Source organism: Pseudoroseomonas cervicalis, from assembly GCF_030818485.1.
In the GTDB taxonomy this organism is placed as follows: Bacteria; Pseudomonadota; Alphaproteobacteria; order Acetobacterales; family Acetobacteraceae; genus Pseudoroseomonas; species Pseudoroseomonas cervicalis_A.
In genome coordinates this window covers 361266-381424 of sequence record NZ_JAUTAJ010000004.1, presented here as the reverse complement: position 1 = coordinate 381424, position 20159 = coordinate 361266, and the positions used below count along the sequence as shown (strand labels likewise).

Genomic DNA, 20159 nt, shown 5'->3' with positions numbered 1-20159 from the left:
CGGGACGCCAAACTGACAAAAGTTTTTTGGTTCTTTTTTTCTAAAAAAGAACCCTTTCCTTCTTACTCGCCCAGCCGGATCTCGCCCGCCACCCGGCCGCCCTGCGGATCCACCAGCAGGATGCGCGCGCCATCCGGCCGCTCCACCCACACCGCCAGCCGCCCGCCATCCAGCGGCGCGATCTGGCCGATGCGCGAACCGGGCGGCTGCCGCAGCGCCAGTTCCGTGCTAACCCCGGCGCTGACCCCGCGCGCCGCGCTGTTCATGCGCTGCACCAGCAGCACCACCAGCGCCACCGTGCCGGCGATGATCATCACCCCCATCAGACCGACAGCAAATTTGAGCGCGCGCACCGACACCTCTCCTTCCGGCGAAAGCCAGGCCGCTTCCGGCACCGCGCCGGAGGGCCCCTTCACCCTGACCGCAGGGCCGGCCGATGCGGGCAACCGCCTCGACCGTTTCCTGGCGGCGGCGATAGGCACGCTGTCGCGCTCGCGCGTCAAGGCGCTGATCGAGGCCGGCCATGTGCTGCGCGACGGCCAGCCCGCCACCGACCCGTCCGAGGGCATCCGCGCCGGCGCCACCTATCTGCTGGCGCCGCCCGCCGCCCAGCCGGCGACGCCGCAGGCGCAGGATATCCCGCTGACCATCCTGTTCGAGGACCGGCACCTGATCGTGCTGGACAAGCCGGCCGGGCTGGTGGTCCACCCCGCCCCCGGCAACCAGGACGGCACGCTGGTCAACGCGCTGCTGGCCCATGCGGGGGATGAGCTGACCGGCATCGGCGGCGAGAAGCGCCCCGGCATCGTCCACCGGCTCGACAAGGACACCTCCGGCGTCATGGTGGTGGCCAAGAGCGACACGGCGCACCAGGCGCTCTCCGCCGCCTTCGCCAGCCGCGACCTGGAACGCGCCTATCTGGCGCTCGCCTGGGGCGTGCCGTCGCCGGCCAGCGGCGAGGTCGATGCCCCGATTGGCCGCCATCCGACCGACCGCAAGCGCATGGCGGTGGTCGCGCGCAACGGTAAACATGCCTTGACCCGCTTTGCCACGGAGCGCGCCTGGGGCACCGGTTGCGCGCTGTTACGTTGCCGACTCGCGACCGGGCGCACCCACCAGATCCGGGTGCATATGGCGCATATCAACCACCCGCTGGTGGGCGACCCGGTCTATCTGCGCCGCCTGCCCGCCGCCGCCCGCTCCCTGCCGGCGCAGGCGCGCGACGCCCTGCTGGCCTTCCCGCGCCAGGCTTTGCACGCGGAATCCCTGGGCTTCCGCCACCCCGTCAGCGGCGAAATGCTGCGCTTCCACGCCCCCCTGCCGCCCGACATGCAGGGGCTGCTCGCATTGCTGGACGGTAACCCGGGGTAACCCGACTATTACAGTCGGGATTTTCTTGCGCAACCGCGAAGGGAGAGGTAGCGTTCACCTGTCGCCAACGCCGGGTGCCACCACCATGGCGCGGCCGCCGGGCCTGTCCCCGACTGTGAACGGGGTCAGGGCGGCGCGTCAGGGCCCGAGCGGGAGGCGACCCGGAGCTTGAGCCGGGGATCGCCGTCACAGGGGCTCCCGGCCGGTGCAGGAGGCAGTTGCAGTATGGCTTCCACGACTTCGATGATTCCGATCGCCCCCGAGGGCAACCTCTCCCGCTACCTGCAGGAGATCCGCAAATTCCCCATGCTTTCGCCGGAGGAGGAATTCCGCCTGGCGAAGGAATGGAAGGAGCATGGCGACCAGCAGGCCGCGCATAAGCTCGTCACGTCGCATCTGCGCCTCGTCGCCAAGATCGCCATGGGCTACCGCGGCTACGGCCTGCCGGTGGGCGAGCTGATCAGCGAGGGCAATGTCGGCATGATGCAGGCGGTGCGCCGCTTCGATCCCGACCGCGGCTTCCGCCTGGCCACCTACGCCATGTGGTGGATCCGCGCCGCGATCCAAGAGTACATCCTGCATTCCTGGTCGCTCGTGAAGATGGGCACCACCGCCGCGCAGAAGAAGCTGTTCTTCAACCTGCGCCGGCTGAAGGGCCAGATGGCCGCGCTCGAGGAGGGCGACCTCCAGCCCGAGCAGGTCGAGAAGATCGCCCGCGTGCTGCAGGTGCCCGAGCAGGACGTGGTCTCGATGAACCGCCGCCTGGCCTCGCCCGACAACTCGCTGAACGCGCCGGTGCGCGCCGACAGCGAGGGCGAGTGGCAGGATTGGCTGGTCGACGAGAGCGAGAGCCAGGAAACCGAGATCGCCGAGCGGCAGGACATGTCCAACCGCCGGCAGCTCCTCGGCGAGGCGCTGAAGACGCTGAACGAGCGTGAGCGCCACATCCTGATCGAGCGCCGGCTGAAGGACGAGCCGACCACGCTCGAGGAGCTCTCTCAGCAATACAACATCTCGCGCGAGCGCGTGCGCCAGATCGAGGTGCGCGCCTTCGAGAAGCTGCAGAAGAGTATGAAGAGCCAGATCATGGAGCGCCGGCTGGCGGTGGACTGAGCCGCCAGACCAGAAGCTCCGGGCAAAAAGGGGGGCAGGGTCCGGAAGGGCCCTGCCCTTTCTGCATGAAAAGGCCAGGGGAATGAATTCCCCTGGACCCCTTCTTTTCTCTGTCAGGGCCGGCCGCCGCTGGCGGCCGGCTCACTTCAGCGGGTCGTGGCCCCAGTTCATCAGCGAGTGGCGCCAGCGGCTGTCGCGGATGTCGCCCTTCGGGCGCTGCGCGGCATGGCGGTGCACATAGCCGATCACCTTGCGCATATCGGCCTGGTCGCGCTCGGTCAGCTCCGCCTTGCGCCGCGCCTTGATCTCCAGGATGCGCTCGCCCATCCGGTGGCCGACCGCCTCCCCTTCCCCGGGCGCGGTCACCTTCTCCCCGCCCTTGGTCATGCCGACGGAACGGCTCGCCTCGCTCTCCAGCCAGCGCCGCAGCCGGGCGGGCGGCATGTTGGCCACGGCGCGAAACTCCTTCCAGACATCCTCGCTCACGCCAACGCCTCCACCAGCTGCGCCTTGGTCATGCGGGAGCGGCCGCGGATGTCCTTCTTCCGCGCCTGCTCCATCAGCTGGGCCTTGGTCTGGCTGTCGCGCCGGGCGGCCGCGGATTTGCGGGCGGCGGGGCGCGGCTGGGCGCTGAACTGCCGGCCCTTGCTTCTGTCGGCCCGCTTCTTGGCGCTGCTGCGCTCGTATTCGCTGTCGGAGAGGCGTTCGCGCGCCTTGCGCGGCAGGTAACGCTCGCCCGTCTGCCCGCTGGGCGCGCCGGACTTCGTTCCCCAATCCTCGCGCTGCCATTGGTCGAGATGGTTGTCGCGGTCCTTGCCGCCGCGATAGCCGCCGCCTTCCGCCTTGTATTCGGCGACGGCGCGCTGCGCCTTGCGGGCCGACCATTGGCCGGGCTTGCCGCCCTTGGCCTCGCGCGTGACCTTGGCCTTGACCTTCTCCCAGAGCTTGGGATCGGTCTTCTGGGCGGTGCCCGCCATGCCAGCCTCCTGTAGGGGATGCGGCAAAAACGGCGTGCTGCCCTGCCCGGTTGCTCCCCCGGAAGGCGGGGTCCGGGGTGGCCCTGCCACCCCGGCGGGGGTCAGGGGGCGGAGCCCCCTGCCTTGTCTTTTAATCCGAGAACGGATCGCTCACGAGGATCGTGTCATCCCGCTCCGGCGAGGTGGAGAGCAGCGTGACCGGCGCCTCCACCAGTTCCTCGATCCGCTTGACGTACTTGATGGCGGTGGCCGGCAGGTCGGCCCAGGAGCGCGCGCCCATGGTGGACTGGCTCCAGCCTTCCAGCGTCTCGTAGATCGGCTTCGCCTTGGCCTGGGCCGCGGCGGCGGCCGGCAGGCGCTTCACCACCTCGCCATCGATCTCGTAGCCGGTGCAGATCTTCAGCTCGGTCAGCCCGTCCAGCACGTCGAGCTTGGTCAGCGCCAGGCCCTGCACGCCGCCGACCTTCACCGCCTGGCGCACCAGGCAGGCATCGAACCAGCCGCAGCGGCGCGGCCGGCCGGTGACGGTGCCGAACTCGCGGCCCCGCTCGCCCAGGCGCTTGCCGATCTCGTCCTGCAGCTCGGTCGGGAAGGGGCCGGAACCCACGCGCGTCGTGTAGGCCTTGGCGATGCCCAGCACCATGCCGACGCTGTGCGGCCCGACGCCGGCGCCCGCCGCCGCATTGCCCGCCACCGTGTTGGAGGAGGTGACGAAGGGATAGGTGCCGTGGTCGACGTCGAGCATCACCGCCTGGGCGCCCTCGAACAGCACGCGCTTGTTGCTGTGGCGGGCCTCGTCGAGCCGCTCCCACACCGCCTCGGCATAGGGCAGCAGCTTCGGCGCCAGCGCCAGCAGCCGGTCCAGCAGATCCTGCTTCTCGAAGGTCTCGGCGCCGAGGCCCTTCAGCAGGGTGTTGTGGTGCAGCAGCAGCTCGTCGAGCTTGGCCGACAGCGTCTCCGGCTCGGCCAGGTCGCAGAGGCGGATGGCGCGGCGGGCCACCTTGTCCTCATAGGCCGGGCCGATGCCGCGGCCGGTGGTGCCGATCTTGGCCTCGCCGCGGGCTTCCTCGCGCGCCTTGTCGATCGCCGGGTGCAGCGGCAGGATCAGCGGCGTGTTCTCGGCGATGCGCAGATTGTGCGGCCCGACATCGAGCCCCTGCCCGCGCACGCGCGAGATCTCGGAGAGCAGCGCATCCGGGTCCAGCACCACGCCATTGCCGATGATGCCGAGCTTGCCGCGCACCACGCCGGAGGGCAGCAGCGACAGCTTGTAGGTCTGGTTGCCCACCACCAGCGTGTGGCCGGCATTGTGGCCGCCCTGGAAGCGCACGACGATGTCGGCACGGCTGGCCAGCCAGTCGACGACCTTGCCCTTGCCTTCGTCGCCCCACTGGGCGCCGATCACGGCGACATTGGCCATGGCTACGCGATCTCCTCGATGGGCGCGGCATCCTGGCCGCGCAGGATGTGGCCGCAGCGCAGGCGCCGCGGCGTGTCGGCGGGCGAAAGGGCCGCCACCGTGATGAAACCTTGGCTGCGCAGCCGCGCCGCCGCCACCGGGTCGCTGCCCAGCGGCAGGAAGAGGCGCGGCGCCTCCTGCGGCGCCGGCGCGGCGCGGCGCAGCGCGTCGGGATAGAGCGTCATGCCGGTCGCCGGCTCCTCGCCGCTGCGGTAGCGTCCGCCGCGCGCCAGCTCCCCGGTGCCGCCCGGCCCGTACAGGGTGAAGGCGACGCCCACATGGTATTGCAGCCCGCGGAACTCGACCGGGTCCAGGGTGATGCGCAGCCCCGGCGCGCGGGCGCGGATGGCGGCGATGACGGCGGCCGCATTGTCGGCGATGGCGCGCGCGGCGGGCGGCAGGGCGGCGGCGGCGAGCGCCGCCAGCGCGCCATCGGCCGGGCCGGCGGCGGTCAGCAGCCCGGGCAGGCCATTGGCGGGCGGCCCGGCCTCGGCGGCCAGCTCCTGCACGGCGGCGGCGTCCTTGCGGTCCAGCGCGCGGGCCAGCCTGCGGCGCAGCGTGCCCTGCACGCCGGCGGCGTCCAGCAGCGCCGGCGCCATGGTGGGCAGGGTCAGGTCCAGGCTGACGCCATGGATGCCGATCGCCGCCAGCGCCTCGACGCCGAGCAGCGCCACCTCGGCATCGGCCTCGGGGCAGTCGGTGCCGATCAGCTCGATGCCGGCCTGCGGGATCTGCCGCTCCGGCGCCAGCTGGCTGCCCTGGATGCGCAGCACCTGCCCGGCATAGGACAGGCGCAGCGGCCGCGGCATATCGGCCAGGCGGGTGGCGGCGATGCGCGCCACCTGCGGCGTGGTGTCGGCGCGCAGCCCCATCATGCGGTGGCTGTCCGGGTCCATCAGCCGGAAGGTCTGGTCGGCGACGGCGCCGCCCGAGCCCGCCAGCAGCGAATCCTCGAATTCCAGCAGCGGCGGCTTGACGCGCTCATAGCCATGGCCGGCGAAGACCGCGAGCATCGCCTCCACCAGCGCCGCCTCATGCGCCGCCTCGGGCGGCAGCAGGTCGGTCAGGCCGGAAGGCAGCAGCGCGGGGTTGGGCAGGTCTTCGGTCATGGTTCCAGGGCCAGGACACCGCGCGGCGGGCCGGGCGCCCGGCGCGGGCGGCGGCGTTGCGTCGGCAAACGGGGCGGTGTGTGGCAGCCGAGGGCGCGCGGGGCAAGGGCGGATCGCGCAGCCGGGCCATGCCGCGCCGCCAGGCGTGACCGGAGCGGCGCTTGCGGTGGCGATCCGGCCGGGCCAGCAAGCCGGGATGCGCCGCGACCGCGACCCGGGCCCGACCCTGCCGATGCTGCTGGCCGCCCCCGGACGGCCGGACCGGCTGCGCCTGCTGGCGGCGCGGCTGCGCGAGCTGGCACTGTGGGACGAGACGGAGTCGCGGCGGGCCGAGGTGGCCCTGGCGCTTGCCCAGCCGCGCTGGGGGTTGCGGGTGCTGGCGCTGCGCGTGCTGGCCGCCTGGGGCGGGCCGCGCCACAAGGCCTGGCTGGTGGCGCGGGCCGACCGCGCCCTGCCGCTGCACCAGGGCCGGCGCAGCCCGCGCGGCTCGGCGACACGCTGGCAGGCGCTGGAGATCGTGACGGCGCGCCGCCTGCTGCCGCCGCTGCTCGACCGGACGGATGCCGATTGGGTGTTCGACCGCTATCTCTCGGCGTGGCGGGATGGCGCGGATCTGCTGCCGCTGCTGCTGCGCCTGCTCTCCCTGCTGCCGGCGGAGCGGGTCGCGGCGCGGCTGGAGGCCGCCATGGCCCGCCCGGCCGAGCGGGAATCCCTGCTCTGGCTGGCCTTCCATCTGCGCGATCTGCCGGGGCGCCAGGCCTGGCTGGCCCGCTTCGCCACCGGCCCCGACCCGGCGCTGGCCGAGCAGGCGCGGCGCGCGCTGCGGGTCGGCTGAGACATCGCATCTGCGTGTCAAAGGGTAAGCGGGCGGCGCGACGCCTCCCGGCGCGGCGGCTTGCGGTCTAGGCTGGCCGCCATGCATCGCCGCCGCACCCTGCTGACCCTCCTCCCCGCCCTCGCCCTGCCCGCCCTGACCCTGGCGGCCTGCGAGGATCTGCGGCTGCCGGAGGACAGCCCGGTGGGCTTCGGCGATTCCGTGCGCGGCCCGGCGCTGGAGGCGCCCTGGGCCTTCGGCGACCTCTCGCGCTGGAACGGCCAGCCCGGCGCCGCCGCCCGCGCCGTGGCGGCGCTGGAGCACCTGGCCGATGCGCTGCAGGACGATCCCTTCTACACGCCGGAATTCTCGCCGACCGTGGTGCTGCAGCTGCAGGCGGCGCGCGCCGAGGTGCGGCAGGCGCTGGGCATCGACCCCGGCGCCGCGCCGCCGGATGTCATCGCGACGCTGGACGGCACCGCCTGGGCGATGGAGGCGAGCGACCGCACGACCGCCCTGGCCACGCTGGACCGCGCGCCCTTCTTCACCCTGGGCGGGCAGGCCACGCTGCAGCGCCTGGCCAGCCTGCCGGCCCTGCCCCGCGCCGCCGAGGCGGCGCAGGCCATAGCGGCCGAGATGATGCGCATCCGCCGCTGAGCCGCCGCCGCGACGCCCGCGGCGGCGCAACATCTTCGATCTGTCACCAGCTTCCCGGTTGCCCTGTGGCCCGCGCTTTGCAACGCTTCCGCAACTCATCGCGGAGCCTGGCATGCGCGCTCTCCTCACCGCCCTCCTGCTGGCCGCGCCGCTGGCCGGGCTGCCCGCCGCCAGCGGCCAGGCCGCCGGCACCGCGCAGCTGGCCGCCGCCGCCTCGCCCGAGCTGCGGCTGATGGCCGCCCTGCCGGACCCGCTGGCCGGCCTGCGCCGCCACGGCCCGGCCACGGATTTCGGCGCCAACCCGGCGGCGCCGCCGGGCCTCGGCGTCGCCCAGCGCTATGTGCCGGTCTCCGGCGAGCGGCTGGTCGCCACGCTCTATCTCTATGATCGCGGCCGCCGCCAGGGGCCGGAGGGCGCCGGCAGCCCGGCGCTGGAGCTGGAGCTGAACCAGACCGCCGCCGAGATGCGGGCGATGGTGCAGATGGGCCGCTACCGCGCCGTGACGCCCGCCACCAGCAGCGCGGTACCCGACCGCAACGGCGTGCCCGGGCTGCGCTGCGCCACCTTCGAGGCGGTGCAGGAGGATGGCAGCACCACCGGCGAGGCGGTCTGCCTGACCGTGCTGGGCGGCCGCTTCGTCAAGACGCGGGTCAGCTCCTGGCTGCCGGGCGGCGCGCCGGTGGCGCTGCGCGCGGCATCCGGCCTGCTCTCGGGCGTGATCGAGACGCTGCCGGCCAGCCGGGCGCACAACCCTTAGGCAGAAACGGCACCGGCAGGGCAGCGCCCGGGCGTCCTGCCGCGCCGCGATGCAGATTTCGCCGGCGCGATGATTTCCCCTGCCTCCGGCGGCTGTCTATGCTGCTGCGCAGGAACGAGTCCCGGGATCCTGCATGTCCATCCATGTCGCGCTGACCCATCGTACCCGCTACCGCTACGACCGGCCGGTGACATTGGGGCCACAGACCATCCGGCTGCGGCCGGCGCCGCATTCGCGCACGCCAGTGCTGTCCTACAGCCTGGGCATCTCGCCGAAGCCGCATTTCATCAACTGGCAGCAGGACCCGCAGGGCAATTTCCAGGCCCGCGTGGTGTTCCCCGAGGCGGTGCGGCATTTCGAGGTCACCGTCGACCTCGTGGCCGACATGGCCACCATCAACCCCTTCGACTTCTTCCTGGAGCCCGAGGCGGAGACCTGGCCCTTCGCCTATGACCCGGTGCTGGAGCAGGAGCTGGCGCCGTTCCGCCGCGCCGCCCCCGCCGGCCCGCTGCTGGCGGGCCTGCTGGAGCGGGTGCCGCGCGGCGAGCAGGGCACGGTGACCATGATCACCGGGCTGAACCAGATGCTCTCCGAGCGCATCGACTACATCGTGCGGCTGGAGCCCGGCGTCTGGTCGCCGGAGGAGACGCTGGGCCAGGGCAAGGGGTCATGCCGCGACAGCGCCTGGCTGCTGGTGCAGATGCTGCGGCATCTGGGCTACGCGGCGCGCTTCGTCTCCGGCTACCTGATCCAGCTGGTGGCCGACCAGAAGCCGCTGGAGGGGCCCGAGGGCCCGTCGGCCGATTTCACCGACCTGCATGCCTGGGCCGAGGTCTACCTGCCCGGCGCCGGCTGGGTCGGGCTGGACGCCACCTCCGGCCTGCTGACCGGCGAGGGGCATATCCCGCTGGCGGCGACGCCGGAGCCGCAATCCGCCGCCCCCATTTCCGGCCTGATGAGCAAGGCGGAGGTCGAGTTCGACTTCGCCATGACCGTCGCCCGGGTGCGGGAGACGCCGCGCGTCACCAAGCCCTATTCCGAGGCCGCCTGGCGGGCGATCCTCGATGCCGGCGATGCGGTCGATGCGCAGCTCGCCGCCGGCGGGGTGCGGCTGACCATGGGTGGCGAGCCCACCTTCGTCTCCGCCACCGACCAGGAGGGGGCGGAGTGGAACACCGCCGCCCTGGGCCCGACCAAGCGCCGCCTGGCCGGGCGGCTGCTGCAGCGCCTGCTGCCGCTGTGGTCGCCGGGCGCCGTGGTGCAATACGCCATGGGCAAGCACTATCCCGGAGAGCAGCTGCCGCGCTGGGCGCTGAACGCCTATTGGCGGGCGGATGGCGAGCCGGTCTGGCTCGACCCGGCGCGCCTCGCCGGCGATGACGACAGCGGCGACGCCACCGCCGCGCAGGCCCGCGCCTTCGCCCAGGCGCTGGCGCTGCGGCTGGGCCTGGCCGAGGGCTTCGTGCAGCCGGCGCATGAGGACATCCACCACTATCTGTGGCGGGAGAAGCGGCTGCCGGCGAATGTCATCGTCGAGGATTCCAAACTGCGCGACCCGCTGGAGCGCGCCCGGCTGGCGCGCGTCTTCGGCCAGGGCCTGTCCTCGGAGGTCGGCTCGGTGCTGCCGCTGCGCCGCCGCGCCGACGGGCAGGGCTGGGAGAGCGGGCTCTGGCTGTTCCGCGAGGGCGACCCGATCTTCCTGCTGCCCGGCGATTCGCCGATCGGCTTCCGCCTGCCGCTGGAAAGCCTGCCCTGGGCCGACCCGAAGGAGATCGAGCCCGAATTCGAGGCCGACCCCTTCGCGCCCCGCGCCGGGCTGCCGCCGGCCGATCACTATCACCGCCAGCCCGCCCTGCCCGGCCGGCCGCAGCCGCGCGACGGCATGCCCGGCTTCCCGCTGCGCCACCAGCCGGCGCCGCTGCCGGCCGAGGACGCCCCGGGCGGCACCCTGCCGCCGGCCGCCGCCTGGCGCGACCTGGCCTATCCCCGGGCGGTGCCGCCGGTGGTCGGCCAGCCGCAGCCCGACCTCGTGCGCACCGCGCTGACGGTCGAGGCGCGCGAGGGCAAGATCCACATCTTCTACCCGCCGCTCGCCCGGCTGGAGCATTGGCTGGAGCTGACCGCCGCCATCGAGGACACCGCCGCCGCGCAGGGCCGCAAGGTGGTGCTGGAGGGCTATGGCCCGCCTTCCGACCCGCGGCTGCTGCATTTCTCCGTCACCCCCGATCCGGGGGTGATCGAGGTGAACATCCACCCCTCCCTCTCCTGGCCCGAGCATGTGGCGCGCACCGAGCAGCTCTATGCGCTGGCGCGGGAGGAAGGGCTGGCGGCCGAGAAATTCATGCTGGATGGCCGGCATGTCGGCACGGGGGGCGGCAACCATGTCGTCATGGGCGGCGCGACGCCCGAGGAAAGCCCCTTCCTGCGGCGGCCGGACCTGCTGAAATCGCTGCTCGGCTTCTGGCACAACCATCCGAGCCTGTCCTTCCTGTTCGCCGGGCTGTTCATCGGCCCGACCAGCCAGCATCCGCGCATCGACGAGGCGCGGCAGGATGCGCTGCACGACCTGGAGATCGCCTTCCAGCAGGTGCGGCCGGGGCAGGAGATGGCGCCCTGGATGACCGACCGGCTGTTCCGCAACATCCTGGCGGACATGACCGGCAACACCCACCGGACCGAGTTCTGCATCGACAAGATGTACTCGCCCGACCATGCCGGCGGCCGGCGCGGGCTGGTCGAGTTCCGCGCCTTCGAGATGCCGCCCAGCCCGCAGATGTCGGCGGCGCAGATGCTGCTGATGCGCGCCGCCATCGCCGCCTTTTGGCGCACACCCTATGAGCGCCGCCTGGTCCGCTGGGGCACCCGGCTGCATGACGATTTCATGCTGCCGCACTATGCCGAGCAGGATTTTGCCGATGCGATCGAGGAGCTGAAATCCCTCGGCGCCCCGCTCGAAAAGGACTGGTTCGCGCCGCATTTCGCCTTCCGCTACCCGCTGCTGGGTGAGGTGACGCTGCATGGCGTGGGCCTCGAGCTGCGCCACGCCCTCGAGCCCTGGCATGTGCTGGGCGAGGAGAGCACCGGCGCCGGCACGGCGCGCTATGTCGACAGCTCGACCGAGCGGCTGCAGCTGCGCGCCAGCGGCCTCTCGCCGGAGCGCTATGTGCTGGGCGTCAATGGCCGCGCCCTGCCGATGGCGCCCACCGGCCGCGCCGGGGAGTATGTGGGCGGGGTGCGCTTCAAGGCCTGGGCGCCGCCCTCCGCCCTGCATCCCGGCGTGCCGGCGCAGGGCCCGCTGGTGTTCGAGCTGTGGGACCGCTGGACCGGCCGCGCCTTGGGCGGCTTCACCCATCACGTGGCGCATCCGGGCGGGCGCAACTATGAGCGCTTCCCGGTCAATGCCCAGGAGGCGGAGGCCCGCCGCCGCGCCCGCTTCTTCCCCTTCGGCCATCGCCCCGGCCCGAGCACAGAGCCGCGCCCGGTGGACAGCGCGGAGCTGCGACGCACGCTCGACCTGCGCCGTTTCGCGTGATACCGGCGGCTGGGTGAACAGCCTCGCCCCGCTCGATGAAATGGTGGATGGCCGCGGCCAGGTGCGCCCGCATTGGCGCGGCATCCTGGCGGCCTTCGCCGATTTGCCGCCGGACCATGCCGGCAGCGGCACCGCCGAGGCGGCGCGGCGCCTCGACCGTGCCTTCGAGGATGAGGGCGTCTCCTCCCTGCTGCCCGGCGGCGGCCGCTCGGCCCGCGCCTGGCGCTGCGACCCGGTGCCGCTGGTGCTGCCGGCGGCCGAATTCGCCGAGCTGGCCGAGGGGCTGGCGCAGCGCGCGCGCCTGCTGGACGCCATCCTGGCCGATTGCTACGGCCCGCAGCGCCTGCTGGCCGAGGGGCTGCTGCCGCCGGCGCTGGTCTTCGCCAACCCGGCCTTCCTGCGCCCGGTGCGCAGCGCGGCGCATCCGCCGGCGCTGCCGCTGCTGCACGCCTATGCCGCCGACCTGATCCGCGGCCCGGATGGGCGCTGGCGCCTGCTGGCCGACCGCACCAGCCGCGCCGCCGGCATCGGCCATGCGCAGGAGAACCGGCGCATGCTGGGGCGGGTGCTGCCGCAGCTCTTCCGCTTCCAGCAGGTGCGGCCGCTGCGCCCCTTCTTCGACCGCTGGCAGGACAGCCTGCAGCGCCTGGCCCCCAGCGGCCGCGACAATGCCGCCATCGCGCTCCTGACGCCGGGCGTGCACCACCCGCTCTGGTTCGAGCATGTGCTGCTGGCCGGCGAGCTCTCCTGCGCCCTGGTCGAGCCGGGCGACCTGACGGTGCGCGGCGGCGCGCTGTGGCTGAAGACGCTGAAGGGGCTGCGTCCGGTCGATGTGCTGCTGCGCCGGGTCGATGGCCGCAGCCTGGACCCGCTGGAATTCGGCGGCCATGGCCCCGGCGTGCCGGGCATGATGGACGCCATGCGGCATGGCGCGCTGCGCATCGTCAACACCCCCGGCTGCGGCATGGCCGAGGCGCCGGCGCTTGCCCCCTACCTCCCGGCCCTCTGCCAGCGCCTGCTAGGCGAGGCGCTGCGCCTGCCGGTGCTGGAGACGCATTGGCTGGCCGAGCCCGGGGCACGCGCCGCGCTGCTGGCCGATCCGGCGCCCTGGATGGTGCGGCACGCCTATGACGGCGCCCAGCCCGCCCAGGCGCTGGCCGGCATGGAGGATGCGGCGCTGGCCGCGCTGCTGGCCCGCATCCGCGAGCGGCCGCAGGATTTCGCCGCCAGCCGCGCCATGCCGCCCTCCGTCGCGCCCTGCGCCGATGGCGCGCAGCTCTCCCCCGCCCCGGTCATCCTGCGCATGTTCCTGGTGCAGGAGGCCGGCGAATGGCACGCCCTGCCGGGCGGCCTGGCCCGCGTGCCGCAGCCCGGCGAGGGCCTGGGCGGGCGGCTGCCGCGCCAGGGCGTGGCCAAGGATGTCTGGGTGCTGAGCGAGGAAGGCACGCAGATCCTGGGCCCCGCCGCCCTGCCCGCGCCGCCGCTGGCGATCCAGCGCGGCGCCGGCGAGCTGCCCTCGCGCGTCGCCGACAACCTGTTCTGGCTGGGCCGCTATGTGGAGCGGCTGGAGGGTTCGGCGCGGCTGATGCGCGCGGTGCTGGAACGGCTCGACCGCGGGCCGCTGCTGCCGCGCGAGCAGGCGGAGCTGGCGGCACTCGCCGCGGCGCTGCGCCATGCCGGGCTGGCCCAGCCGGAGGATGCGCCGAACGGCGCCGCCAACACCGCGCTGCAGGCGGCGCTGTGGCGCGCCCTGCGCGAGGGCGGCACCATGGCCTGGCTGATGGGCGAGATCGCCCGGCTGGTCGAATCGGTGCGCGACCGGCTGACCGGCGACATGCACACCCTGTTCACCCTGCCGCTGCGCGCGGTGCGGGTGCAGGCGGCGCAGCAGGGCCGCGGCCTGCCGGGGCTGGAGGAGGTGCTGGCCGGCATCCTGCGCTTCTCGGCCGGCGTGGCCGGCGCCGCGGCGGAGAACATGGTGCGCGCCGGCGGCTATGCCTTCCTTGATCTGGGGCGGCGGCTGGAGCGCGCCCAGGCGATCGCCGCGCAGCTCGGCTTCGCCCTCGCCCAGCCGGCCAGCCGCATCGAGGGCGGGCTGCGGCTGGCGCTCGAGCTGTGCGATTCCGTCATCACCTATCGTAGCCGCTACCTCGCCGTGCTGCAGCCGGCGCCGGCGCTGGACCTGGTGCTGGCCGACCCGGGCAATCCGCGCGGCCTGGCCTATCAGCTGCAGGCCATGCGGCGGCGGCTGGTGGCGCTGGATGGCGGCGCCGAGGAGGCGCTGCTGCCCGGCCTCGACGCGCTGCTGGCGGATGTCGAGGCCATCCCGCAGCAGCTGCTGGCCGCCACCGACCAGGCGCAGATGGCCGTCCAGCTCGCCCCGCGCATCGCCGCCATGGAGGGCGAGATCGCCACCCTGTCGGACGGCATCGCGCGGCGCTATTTCGCCCTGCTGCCGCCGGCCCAGACCCTGGGCCCGGACATGGCCGAGGAGCCCGCCGTGCTGTTCTGGGGTGCCGCATGAGGTGGCGCATCCGCCATGCCACCGCCTACAGCTATGCCGAGCCGGTGGATATCGCGTCGCATATGCTGCATCTCTCGCCGCGCCCGCTGCCGCAGCAGCGCGTGGTGTGGGACAGCATCGCCTGCGCGCCGGAGCCGGCCCGCGTCGCCGGCGACACCGACCATTTCGGCAACCGGGTGACCTGGCTGTTCCTCGACCGCCCGCATGCCCGCTTCGAGGTGGTCTCCGAGGCCGAGGTGGAGACCGCCTTCCCCACCCCGCCCTTGGCCGGGTTGACGCCGCCCTGGGAGCAGGTGGCGGCCGAGGCCGCCCGCCACCCGGAGGCCGCCGAATTCACCTACCCCTCCCCCATGCTGCCCGAGCAGGCGGGGGCGCGCGACTATGCCGCCTTCTCCTTCCCGCCCGGCCGGCCGGTGCTGGAGGGGCTGCTGGAGCTGAACCGGCGCATCAAGCGCGACTTCGCCTTCCGCCCCGGCGTCACCGGCATCGCCACGCCGGTGGCGCAGGTGCTGGCGCAGCGCGCGGGGGTCTGCCAGGACTTCACGCATCTGATGCTGTGCGGGCTGCGCGGCCTCGGCCTGCCGGCACGCTATGTCTCGGGCTATATCCGCACCCGCCCGCCGCCGGGCGGCACGGCGCGGCTGGGCGCCGACCAGTCGCATGCCTGGGTCGGCGCCTGGCTGGGCGAGCCCTTCGGCTGGATCGACCTCGACCCCACCAATGATCTGGTGGTGCAGGAAGAGCATGTGGTGCTGGGCTGGGGGCGCGACTTCCAGGACATCTCGCCACTGCGCGGCATCATCCTGGGCGGCGGGCGGCACGGCCTGACGGTCAGCGTCGACCTCACCCCGGCCTGAGAGGGCTTATGCCGGCGCTCGCGACACCCCATCTGCCGGCCGATATGTCCGACACCGAAACGAAACCCGCCTTGGCCGTGCCCTGCCCGGCCGGGCGCGACGCGGCGCTGGATCTCTGGCGCGGCACGGCGCTGGTGGCGATCTTCGTCAACCATGCCGGCGACAGCCTGCTGCGCCGGCTGACCCCGCTGAATTTCGGCTTCTCCGACGCGGCCGAGCTGTTCGTGCTGTTCGCGGGCTATGTCGCGGCGCTGGCCTATCTGCCGCGCTTCCGCCGCGGCGGCGCGCAGCCGCGCGCCGTGCTGCGCCGGCTGCTGGCGCGGCTCGGCCTGCTCTATGCCGCGCATCTCGGCCTGGTCGCCCTGGCGCTGCTGCTGGTGCCCTGGGCGCGGCCCGGCTACGCCACGCGGCTCGGCCTGGCCCCGCTGCTGGACGATCCGGCGGGCCTGCTGGGCCCGCTGCTCGCGCTGGCGCTGCAGCCGCACTATCTCGACATCCTGCCGCTCTACCTGGTGCTGCTGCTGCTGCTGCCGCTGCTGCTGCTGGCCGCCGCGCGCGGGCATCTGGCCCTGGCCCTCGGCGCCTCGGCCGCGCTGTGGCTGGCGGCCGGGCTCGGCCGGGTCAATCTGCCGGCGGAGGGCGCGGCCGGCGGCTGGTTCTTCAACCCGCTCTCCTGGCAGCTGCTGTTCACCCTGGGCTTCGCCTGCGGCGCGAGGCGAAGCCTGGGGCGCCCCCTGCCCTGGCATCCGGCGCTGTGGTGGGCGGCGCTGGCGCTGCTGCTGGCCAGCCCCTTCGCCATGCATCTGCGGGGCCTGCCCAGCCCCGCCGACTGGCCCTTGCCGGCGCTGCTGGTACTGCCGGACAAGCAGTACCTCGCCCTGCCGCGGCTGCTGCATGTGCTGGCGCTCTGCTATGTGGTGGCGCATTCGCCGCTGCAGCGCTGGGCGCGCCGCGCCGGCCCCACCCACCCGCTGGCGCGGCTCGGCCGCAACACCCTGCCGGTCTTCACCCTCGGCCTGGCGCTCAGCCTGCTCGGCATGGCGCTGCGGCCGCCGGGGGCGGGGCTGCTGCCCGATCTCCTCTGGCTGGCCACGGGGCTGGCGCTGCAGCTCGGCCTCGCCGCCTGGCGCGATCACCGTCGCGCGCGCATACGCCCCCCGGCCGTTGACGCGACCGTCACCCGCCCCACCTGAAACCGCCAAGGCGAAAGGGCGGTTTTTGCTGCGGCGCCCCTTGCGCCGTCTCGGAGGAGGACGACATGGCGGCGCCCATTGCATCGGCCGCGCCGGGCCGCGATACGGCCCTCGACGTCTGGCGCGGCTTCGCGCTGGTGACGATCTTCGTCAACCACGTCTCCGGCAATGTGCTGGAGAACTGGACGCACAAGAATTTCGGCTTCTCCGACGCGGCGGATCTGTTCGTCTTCTTCGCCGGCTACGCGGCGGCCTCCGCCTATTTCAGCCGCTATCTGGAGGGCGAGCGCTTCGGCATCACCATGAAGGTGCTGAGCCGGGCGGTGAAGCTCTACACCACGCATCTGGCGCTCGTCGTGCTGGGCGCCGCCGTCTTCGCCACCAAGGCGCTGAAGAATGGCGATCTCGGCCTGATGTCGGTGATCGCGCTGGAGCCGCTGATGCTCGACCCGGCGGGTGCCCTGGTCGATGCCGCGACGCTGCGCTACCAGCCCGGCTTCCTCAACATCCTGCCGCTGTATTTCGTGCTGATCGGCCTGCTGCCGCTGCTGATGGCGCTCGCCGCGCGCAGCATGCAGGCGGCGCTCGGCCTGTCCTTCGCCATCTGGCTGGCAGCCGGGCTGACGGGCGCCAATTTCCCCAGCCTGCTGCCCGGCGGCTGGTTCTTCAACCCGCTCTCCTGGCAGTTCCTGTTCGTGCTGGGCTTCGCGCTGGGCGCGCGGCGCAGCCGCACCGGCGCGGCGGTCCGCTATCATCGCGGGCTGTGGTGGGCGGCGCTGGCCTATGTGGGGCTGGGCGCGGTGGTGATGCTGGGCACCGGCCTGCCCGGCCATGGCTGGCTGCTGCCGCTGCCGGATTTCCTGACCGTGCCGGAGAAGCAGTACCTCTCCCTGCCGCGGCTGCTGCATGTGCTGGCGCTGGCCTATGTGGTGGTGTTCTCGCCGCTGCAGGACTGGGCGCGCAGCGCGCCGCGCACCCACCCGCTGGCGATGATGGGGCGGCATTCGCTGCCGATCTTCTGCACCGGCCTGCTGGTCAGCCTGACCGGCGTCGCCTTCCGCCAGACCGGCTATGACGGGGTGCTGTTCGACATCACCTATGTCAGCGCCGGCATCTTCACCCAGGTGCTGGTAGCGGGCCTGCTGACGCTGACCGAGAAGCGCCGCGGCGGCAAGCCCGCCGAGGCGGCGCCGCTGCCCGCCATCGCCCGCCTCTCCTGAGGATCCCGCCGCCGATGCATCTGGCTGCCGCTGCCCTGCTCGCCATCGCCCTGCTGGCGGCAGCCCCTCCCGCCGGCGCGCAGCCGGCGGCCCCGCCGCCCCCGGTCCGCACCGACAATGTTCCCGCCGCCTGCACCGTGCCGGATGAGCTGCGCGACCTGCAATTCGGCCTGCCCCGCATGCGGGCCCTGCTGCAGGACCGGCAGCCGGTGCGCATCCTGGCGATCGGCTCCTCCTCCACCGCCGGCATCGGCGCCACCGTGCCCTCCCACGCCTATCCGCCGCGGCTGGAGGCCGCGCTGGAGCGGCTGCTGCCCGGCGCCGACATCACCGTGAAGAATGACGGCATCGGCGGCGAGGTCGCCTCCACCACCCTGGTGCGCATGAAACGAGCGGTGGAGGAATGGGACCCGGATGTGGTGCTGTGGCAGCTCGGCACCAATGACGCGCTGCGCGGCGTCACCGCCGCCGCCTTCGCCGGCATCCTGCGCGACGGCGCCGATTTCGTGCTGGAGCGCGGGCGCGACCTGGTGCTGATCAACCCGCAATATTTCCCGAGCATCCCGAACCAGGATCTCTACCAGACCTTCGTGCAGAGCATCGAGCGCGTGGCGGCGGAGCGGCGCATCCCGATGATGCGGCGCTACGCCATCATGCGCTTCTGGCAGGCCCTGCCGCAGCCGGTGCTGATGCTGTCCGAGGACGGGTTCCACATGAACGATCTCGGCTACCAATGCATGGCCGAGGTGCTGGCGGGCGGCATGGCGCGGCGCGTGACCAAGGAATAGCAGATTAACAAATCTTCTTTTTCTGAAGAAAAAGAAGCAAAAAGACTTCTTTCAGTTTGGCGTCCCGCCTCAGGCCATAGGAGGGACGCCCACTGACAAAAGTTTTTTGGTTCTTTTTTACAAAAAAGAACCCTTCCCCGAGCCCTCCGATGCCCTCAATTCGACCCCGCCAGGAAGCGCGCCCCCGCTTCCACCAGCGTCTCGACCCCGAGCGCCAGGTCTTCCTCCTTGGTGTCCTCCGCCCAGTGATGGCTGATGCCGCCGATCGAGGGCACGAAGAGCATCGCGGAGGGCATGAGCTGCGCGATGTATTGTGCGTCATGCCCGGCGCCGCTCGGCATCACCTGCCAGGCGCCCGGCGCCAGCGCCTCGGCCGCCGCCTGCAGCGCGCGCATCATGCCGGGGTCGCAGAGCGCGGGCGTCGCCTTGCCGACGGCGGAGAGCGTGGTCTCGCAGCGCTCGCGCCGGTTGCTCTCCTGCACCAGGCGGCGCAGCCCGGCCTCCATCTCCTCCAGCCTGGCCAGCGAGACATCGCGGAACTGGAACAGCACATCGGCGCGGCCGGGGATGATGCTGGGCGCGCCCGGCTCCAGCGTGATGCGGCCTGTGGTCCAGGTGCTGCGCTCGCCGCAGATGCGCGGGAATTCGGCGTCGATCGCGGCCAGCAGCCGCACCGCGGTCAGCCCGGCATCGCGGCGCTCGGCCATGGTGGTGCCGCCGGCATGGTCCTGCTGCCCCTCCACCAGCAGCCGCCACTGCCAGATGGCGACGATGCCGCTGACGATGCCGAGCCGCAGCCCGGCGCGCTCCAGCTGCGTGCCCTGCTCGATATGCATCTCGAAGAAGCCCTTGTGCCGCCCGGGCTCGAGCTGCATGCGCGGCAGGCCGGCGAGGCCGGCGGCGGCCAGCGCGTCGCGCAGCGGCGTCCCGTCGGTGCGGTTGCGGCTGCGGTCGATCTCCTCCTCCGACAGGTCGCCGATGATCGACCGGCTGCCGAGGAAGCCGCCCTCGAAATGCCCTTCCTCATCGGCGAAAGCGCAGACATCGACGGGCAGTCCGGCGCGCGCCATGGCCAGCGCGCCGACGACGCCGAGCGCGCCATCCAGCCAGCCGGCCTCGTTCTGCGTCTCGATATGGCTGCCGGCCAACAGATGCGGCCCCGCCCCCTTGTGGCGGCCATAGACATTGCCGATGCCGTCGATGCTGGCCTCCAGCCCCACCTCCTCCAGCTTCCGCATCAGCCAGCGGCGCGATTCCATGTCCTGCGGCGAGTAGGTCGGGCGATGCACGCCCGTGCGATAGGCGCCGATCTGGCGCAGCTCGTGCAGATCCTGGAGAAAGCGGGCGGTGTCGGCCTTCGGCATGGCGGGGTTTCCTCAGCGGCGAAGGCGCGATGGTGCGGCGCGGCGCGGCGCGCGGCAAGAAGCTGCGCGCACCGCACAAAGCCGCAATTTTGAACCGCTTGCAAAACGAACTTCAGCGTGGCATGCAAGTGTCCATCGGGCGGGAGAGGTCGTCATGCACAGGCTTCGCTTGCGGGGGCTCGCCATGAACGCGGATGAGCTGCAGCGCTTCATCGCCGAGATGGAGCTGCGTCCGGCGCTCGCCGAGGCGATCCATGAGGAGCTCGATCTGGTGACCGACGCCGCCGATGCGGCGCTGGTGCTGCAGCGCTATGGCTATGAGGTGAGCGCGGAGGATATCCGCCGCCACAAGGCCGAGGCGGCGCGGCGCATGGCGGCGGGGGAGGTGCCGCTCTCCCCCTGGTTCCTGGGGCGGCTGCGCTAG

Annotated in this window: 18 protein-coding genes; 12 read left to right on the top strand and 6 right to left on the bottom strand. The window is 72.7% G+C overall.

The genetic code is table 11. The features are described 5' to 3' along the window. Nucleotides 1–62: 62 nt before the first annotated feature. Nucleotides 63–353: a DUF6476 family protein gene (locus QE401_RS05645; protein ID WP_307137284.1), complete on the bottom strand. Its 291-nt coding sequence runs from the start codon at nucleotides 351–353 to the stop codon at nucleotides 63–65. Between QE401_RS05645 and QE401_RS05640 the strand changes: the two genes are divergently transcribed. Further along, nucleotides 340–1371 carry an RluA family pseudouridine synthase gene (locus QE401_RS05640; protein WP_307137283.1) on the top strand — a complete coding sequence of 344 codons (1032 nt, stop codon included), beginning with the start codon at nucleotides 340–342 and terminating at the stop codon, nucleotides 1369–1371. The two genes, QE401_RS05645 and QE401_RS05640, sit on opposite strands and share 14 nt — an antisense overlap. 225 nt (nucleotides 1372–1596) lie before the next feature. Beyond that, nucleotides 1597–2484, top strand: coding sequence for an RNA polymerase sigma factor RpoH (gene rpoH, locus QE401_RS05635; RefSeq protein ID WP_307137282.1), 888 nt, complete (start codon nucleotides 1597–1599; stop codon nucleotides 2482–2484). A gap of 141 nt (nucleotides 2485–2625) precedes the next feature. On the opposite strand, the gene QE401_RS05630 is transcribed toward rpoH, so the two are convergent. The 4 genes from QE401_RS05630 to QE401_RS05615 form a co-directional block, all read right to left on the bottom strand. Continuing rightward, entirely contained in the window at nucleotides 2626–2970 is a 345-nt protein-coding gene (locus QE401_RS05630) for a DUF3140 domain-containing protein (RefSeq protein WP_307137281.1), read from the bottom strand. Next, entirely contained in the window at nucleotides 2967–3461 is a 495-nt protein-coding gene (locus QE401_RS05625; protein ID WP_307137280.1) for a hypothetical protein, read from the bottom strand. The genes QE401_RS05630 and QE401_RS05625 overlap by 4 nt, the downstream gene beginning before the upstream one ends. A gap of 130 nt (nucleotides 3462–3591) precedes the next feature. Continuing rightward, nucleotides 3592–4881, bottom strand: a complete 1290-nt coding sequence (locus QE401_RS05620; protein WP_307137279.1) for an adenylosuccinate synthase — start codon at nucleotides 4879–4881, stop codon at nucleotides 3592–3594. 2 nt (nucleotides 4882–4883) lie between these two features. Beyond that, the gene (locus QE401_RS05615) at nucleotides 4884–6029 is read right to left on the bottom strand and encodes an ATP phosphoribosyltransferase regulatory subunit (RefSeq protein ID WP_307137278.1); all 1146 of its coding nucleotides are present in this window, start codon (nucleotides 6027–6029) and stop codon (nucleotides 4884–4886) included. Nucleotides 6030–6225: 196 nt separating this feature from the next. On the opposite strand from QE401_RS05615, the gene QE401_RS05610 reads away from it, so the two are divergent. The 9 genes from QE401_RS05610 (at nucleotide 6226) to QE401_RS05570 (ending at nucleotide 18371) form a co-directional block, all read left to right on the top strand. After that, on the top strand, nucleotides 6226–6864 hold the full coding sequence (locus tag QE401_RS05610) for a hypothetical protein (protein ID WP_307137277.1): 639 nt from the start codon (nucleotides 6226–6228) through the stop codon (nucleotides 6862–6864). A gap of 81 nt (nucleotides 6865–6945) precedes the next feature. Continuing rightward, nucleotides 6946–7500 (top strand): hypothetical protein, encoded by a 555-nt coding sequence (locus QE401_RS05605; RefSeq protein WP_307137276.1) that lies wholly within the window; start codon nucleotides 6946–6948, stop codon nucleotides 7498–7500. A gap of 112 nt (nucleotides 7501–7612) precedes the next feature. Next, the gene (locus tag QE401_RS05600; protein ID WP_307137275.1) at nucleotides 7613–8257 is read left to right on the top strand and encodes a hypothetical protein; all 645 of its coding nucleotides are present in this window, start codon (nucleotides 7613–7615) and stop codon (nucleotides 8255–8257) included. 133 nt (nucleotides 8258–8390) lie between these two features. Further along, complete coding sequence (locus QE401_RS05595) at nucleotides 8391–11789, top strand: transglutaminase family protein (RefSeq protein WP_307137274.1); 3399 nt, start codon at nucleotides 8391–8393, stop codon at nucleotides 11787–11789. A 13-nt stretch (nucleotides 11790–11802) separates the two neighbouring features. Continuing rightward, nucleotides 11803–14313: a circularly permuted type 2 ATP-grasp protein gene (locus tag QE401_RS05590; protein ID WP_307137273.1), complete on the top strand. Its 2511-nt coding sequence runs from the start codon at nucleotides 11803–11805 to the stop codon at nucleotides 14311–14313. Continuing rightward, the gene (locus QE401_RS05585) at nucleotides 14310–15170 is read left to right on the top strand and encodes a transglutaminase family protein (RefSeq protein WP_307137272.1); all 861 of its coding nucleotides are present in this window, start codon (nucleotides 14310–14312) and stop codon (nucleotides 15168–15170) included. The genes QE401_RS05590 and QE401_RS05585 overlap by 4 nt, the downstream gene beginning before the upstream one ends. Before the next feature lie 44 nt (nucleotides 15171–15214). After that, nucleotides 15215–16363, top strand: coding sequence for an OpgC domain-containing protein (gene opgC / locus QE401_RS05580; RefSeq protein WP_307137271.1), 1149 nt, complete (start codon nucleotides 15215–15217; stop codon nucleotides 16361–16363). 65 nt (nucleotides 16364–16428) lie between these two features. Beyond that, the gene (locus tag QE401_RS05575) at nucleotides 16429–17583 is read left to right on the top strand and encodes an OpgC family protein (protein ID WP_307137270.1); all 1155 of its coding nucleotides are present in this window, start codon (nucleotides 16429–16431) and stop codon (nucleotides 17581–17583) included. Nucleotides 17584–17597: 14 nt separating this feature from the next. Continuing rightward, entirely contained in the window at nucleotides 17598–18371 is a 774-nt protein-coding gene (locus QE401_RS05570) for an SGNH/GDSL hydrolase family protein (protein WP_307137269.1), read from the top strand. A 155-nt stretch (nucleotides 18372–18526) separates the two neighbouring features. Here the strand turns inward: QE401_RS05570 and QE401_RS05565 are convergent, their stop codons facing one another. Continuing rightward, nucleotides 18527–19735 (bottom strand): Zn-dependent hydrolase, encoded by a 1209-nt coding sequence (locus tag QE401_RS05565; protein ID WP_307137268.1) that lies wholly within the window; start codon nucleotides 19733–19735, stop codon nucleotides 18527–18529. Between the two features lie 184 nt (nucleotides 19736–19919). On the opposite strand from QE401_RS05565, the gene QE401_RS05560 reads away from it, so the two are divergent. Beyond that, complete coding sequence (locus tag QE401_RS05560) at nucleotides 19920–20159, top strand: hypothetical protein (protein ID WP_307137267.1); 240 nt, start codon at nucleotides 19920–19922, stop codon at nucleotides 20157–20159.